Annotated in this window: 3 protein-coding genes and 2 pseudogenes; 3 read left to right on the plus strand and 2 right to left on the minus strand. The window is 59.6% G+C overall.

Features of this window, described 5'->3' with window-relative positions; translation table 11 throughout:
- Positions 1 to 141: pseudogene (locus tag AC1DUU_RS27265) on the plus strand (IS481 family transposase); the annotation flags it as partial.
- Here AC1DUU_RS27265 and AC1DUU_RS27270 read toward each other — a convergent pair.
- A pseudogene (locus AC1DUU_RS27270) lies at positions 136 to 387 on the minus strand (ATP-binding cassette domain-containing protein); the annotation flags it as partial. The pseudogenes AC1DUU_RS27265 and AC1DUU_RS27270 overlap by 6 nt on opposite strands.
- 2 nt (positions 388 to 389) lie before the next feature.
- On the opposite strand from AC1DUU_RS27270, the gene AC1DUU_RS27275 reads away from it, so the two are divergent.
- On the plus strand, positions 390 to 599 hold the full coding sequence (locus AC1DUU_RS27275) for an aminoglycoside adenylyltransferase domain-containing protein (protein WP_476786478.1): 210 nt from the start codon (positions 390 to 392) through the stop codon (positions 597 to 599).
- A 327-nt stretch (positions 600 to 926) separates the two neighbouring features.
- Here the strand turns inward: AC1DUU_RS27275 and AC1DUU_RS27280 are convergent, their stop codons facing one another.
- Positions 927 to 2,405, minus strand: a complete 1,479-nt coding sequence (locus AC1DUU_RS27280) for a protein adenylyltransferase SelO (protein ID WP_476786479.1) — start codon at positions 2,403 to 2,405, stop codon at positions 927 to 929.
- Positions 2,406 to 2,691: 286 nt separating this feature from the next.
- On the opposite strand from AC1DUU_RS27280, the gene AC1DUU_RS27285 reads away from it, so the two are divergent.
- On the plus strand, positions 2,692 to 3,162 hold the full coding sequence (locus AC1DUU_RS27285) for a metallophosphoesterase family protein (protein ID WP_476786480.1): 471 nt from the start codon (positions 2,692 to 2,694) through the stop codon (positions 3,160 to 3,162).
- Positions 3,163 to 3,228 lie beyond the last annotated feature (66 nt).

The following is a 3,228-nucleotide window of genomic DNA, read 5'->3' on the forward strand; positions in this document are numbered from 1 at the left end:
GTCTTGGCCTACAACTTCGGCCGCAGGCTCAAGACCCTCAAAGGCCTCACGCCCTACGAATTCATCTGCAAGGCATGGCTTTCCCAGCCACAACGGTTCTCTCGCGACCCGCTCCAGCAAATGCCGGGACTAAACAACTAGCGCGATGTAGTCGCGAGCCCGCTCCTCGGCCCGGTTGCGTGCCTCGCCGCGCACCTCCAGGCCAAAGGCGACATTRTCGAGCACGGTGAGCCAAGGCAGCAATCGCGGTTCCTGGAAGATCACCGCGCGATCGGTGCCGACGCCGGCGACCTCCGCGCCGTCGATCAGAACCCGGCCACCGTCCGCCGCCTCAAGACCGGCAAGCACCCGCAAGAGCGTGGTCTTGCCCGAACCGCTGGCCCCGACAGTTGTGGAGAACTCTCACAACGAACCAGTTCATTTCCAAGAAYGCAGCTGCCGATTGGGCCAGCCCACAATTGTCTGATCAARCGGCTGGCACKCTTTCGMTTGCCAGGGACGCCTACCTCGGCGATGGGAAAGACGATCTTCATCTTCGCCRAAAGGAAGTATCGCACGCCGTCGAGGAGTTGAGAGGGCGTATTATYGCTGYCTTGTGACAGCGCCTATGACATTGGCTTTGGGTGTGGCTGGAGCAAAACCAGYCATTCCCCTTCCCACCCCAGTGCCGTCGGCATTTGCCCTTAACGCCACTACCGGAAATGATTCCGTAGGCAGTTCCGGGGCCAACAGCAGACAGTCCGGTTTCGAGCCTCTGATGTGGGATAGCTGCCGGCAAAAAAAGCGCGTCGATCCCAGAGACGGCTTCCGCCCCACAGACAGCAATAGCTGCCATTCCTCTCCCCCACCCCATTCTCGCCGAACCATGCATGGTTAAACGATCAGACAGCAACCCATCTCATTCGGCACCTGCACTGTAGTCGCAATTACGTACCGCAGAATGTCTGCAGGACGCGCTCTTCGTCTGCTGGTGGCCGCGCGTATTCCTCCATCTCGGGCTGCTCGTCGAACGGGCGCGCCAGGACGGCGAGCAAGCTCTGGAAAGGGCCAAAATCGCCTTCATCGGTGGCGGCGGCGATGGCAGCTTCGACACGGTGATTGCGTGCTATGTACTTCGGGTTCACGGTGCGCATCCGAGCAGTGCGGTCGGCTGCATTCTCCGGCTCGAGAGCCAGCCGTTCGCGCCAGCGCGAAGCCCAGCTATCGAAAGCAGTAGGGTCGATGAAGTGGTTGCGTACTCGGCCGGCGCCGTCGACCTCATGAGCGAGATCGCGAAATGTAAGGGTGAAATCCGCCCCGTTGCGCGCCATCAGGTCAAGCAGTCCGGCAGCAAGGTCAAGGTCGCCCGGCTGTTCGGTAAACAGCCCGATCTTGTGGCGGATGCCTTCATTAAACGCAGCCTCGTAGCGTGCCCGGAACGATCCGATCACCGCTTTCGCCTGCTCAAAGCCTTCATCGTCTCCGCCTGCTTCGCTTCCCAGAATGGGCAGCAGCGCTTCGGCCAGTCGCGCCAGGTTCCAGACAGTGATGCGGGGCTGGTTTGCAAACGCGTAGCGGCCTTGATGGTCGATAGAACTGAACACAGTCGCCGGATGAAAGGCGTCCATGAACGCACATGGACCATAATCGATCGTCTCGCCAGAAATTGCGACGTTGTCGGTATTGAGGACGCCATGGATAAAGCCGACCAGCATCCACTGCGCCACCAGCTTCGCCTGCGCTGCTACAACGGCATTGAGGAACCCAAGGTAGCAACGGGGGATTTCGGCGAGATGCGGATAGTGCCGTGCAATTGCGTAGTCCGCCAACGCCCTCAGGCCGTCGATGTCTTCCCGTACGGCAAGGTACTGGAACGTGCCGACACGGATGTGGCTGGAGGCGACGCGCGCTATCAGCGCTCCGGGAAGCCTGGTCTCGCGGTAGACGTGCTCGCCGGTGGCAACCAGCGATAGGGTTCGCGTGGTTGGGATCCCGAGTGCGTGCATCGCCTCGCTGGCGATGTACTCGCGCATCATCGGTCCGAGCGCAGCGCGCCCATCGCCATTGCGGGAAAATCGGGTCGGACCGGAGCCCTTCAATTGAACGTCGCGCAATTGGCCGCTGGTATCGAGCAACTCTCCGACGAGGACGGCACGACCGTCGCCAAGCTGCGGCACGAAGTTGCCGAACTGGTGCCCCGCATAGGCCTGGGCGATGGGGCGCACGTCAGAAGGGAAGCGGTTTCCGGCCAGCATTTCGATACCGTCAGGACTACGCAACCAGCCGATGTCCAGGCCTAGTTCCGTTGCCAGTGTTTCATTCAGTTCAAGCAGACGCGGTGTCGAAACCGAGGATGGATCCGGACGGGCGTAAAGCCGTTCGGGGAGGTCGGCGGCATAAGTGTGTTGGAACCGGGGACTGCGCATGACATCTCGGGGCTTGTTCAGGTTACAGCTAAATAGGGATGYCGCGGGTCGCGGACCAACAATTTGAGAGGGGCTATTGGGGTCGCACCCAATCGATTGGACGTCCAGTCAGGAAGCTGCTGTCAGTTGTCGCCGTAGCGCCATTTCATATCCAGAAGGAAGCGAGCGGCCGAAGGTCTGATGCGTACCCTCGACGTAGTCCTCGTTCTGGGTCCCCAAGCGCAGACCAACGACTCCGAAATCAGCATCTCGCCAGTGTCAGTGAGGACTGATAGTTCTGGGCTCTATGAACACTCTCGGTGTGATCTCAGATACTCACGGCCTTCTGCGTGAGGACGCTGTCGCGCTTCTCCAAGGCGTCGACCACATCGTTCATGCGGGCGACATTGGAAACCCCACCATCATCGAGAGATTGGAGCGTGTTGCGCCAGTCTCGGCAATTCGCGGCAACGTCGATGTCGAGCCGTGGGCGTCTATGTTTCCAGATACCCTTCAAGTGACGCTGTTCGGGCAGAAGATATTCGTGATCCACGACCGAAAGGATATGACGTTTGCTCCAGCCATGATGGGCATCAATCTCTTGATTTCTGGTCATTCTCATCGTGCCAGTATCGAGAGCTGCGATGACGCTATTTATCTCAACCCGGGCAGTGCAGGCCCGCGCAGGTTCAGGCTGCCCATCACCTTGGCAATGGTCCAGATCATCCACGGGCGATGGGAGCCCAAGATTTACGAGATTGCCTCAGATCTTCACTGAAGCCGTCAGCATGACTGACAAGGGACTGTCCTCTGTGGATGGCTCCCGCATTGCAAGAGATAATTC

It is taken from the genome of Aminobacter sp. P4_H6_2, assembly GCF_056400805.1.

Coding starts and splice junctions, on each gene's coding strand:
- AC1DUU_RS27285 (WP_476786480.1), top strand. CDS start 2,692: ATGAACACTCTCGGTGTGATCTCAGATACTCACGGCCTTCTGCGTGAG.
- AC1DUU_RS27280 (WP_476786479.1), bottom strand. CDS start 2,405: ATGCGCAGTCCCCGGTTCCAACACACTTATGCCGCCGACCTCCCCGAA.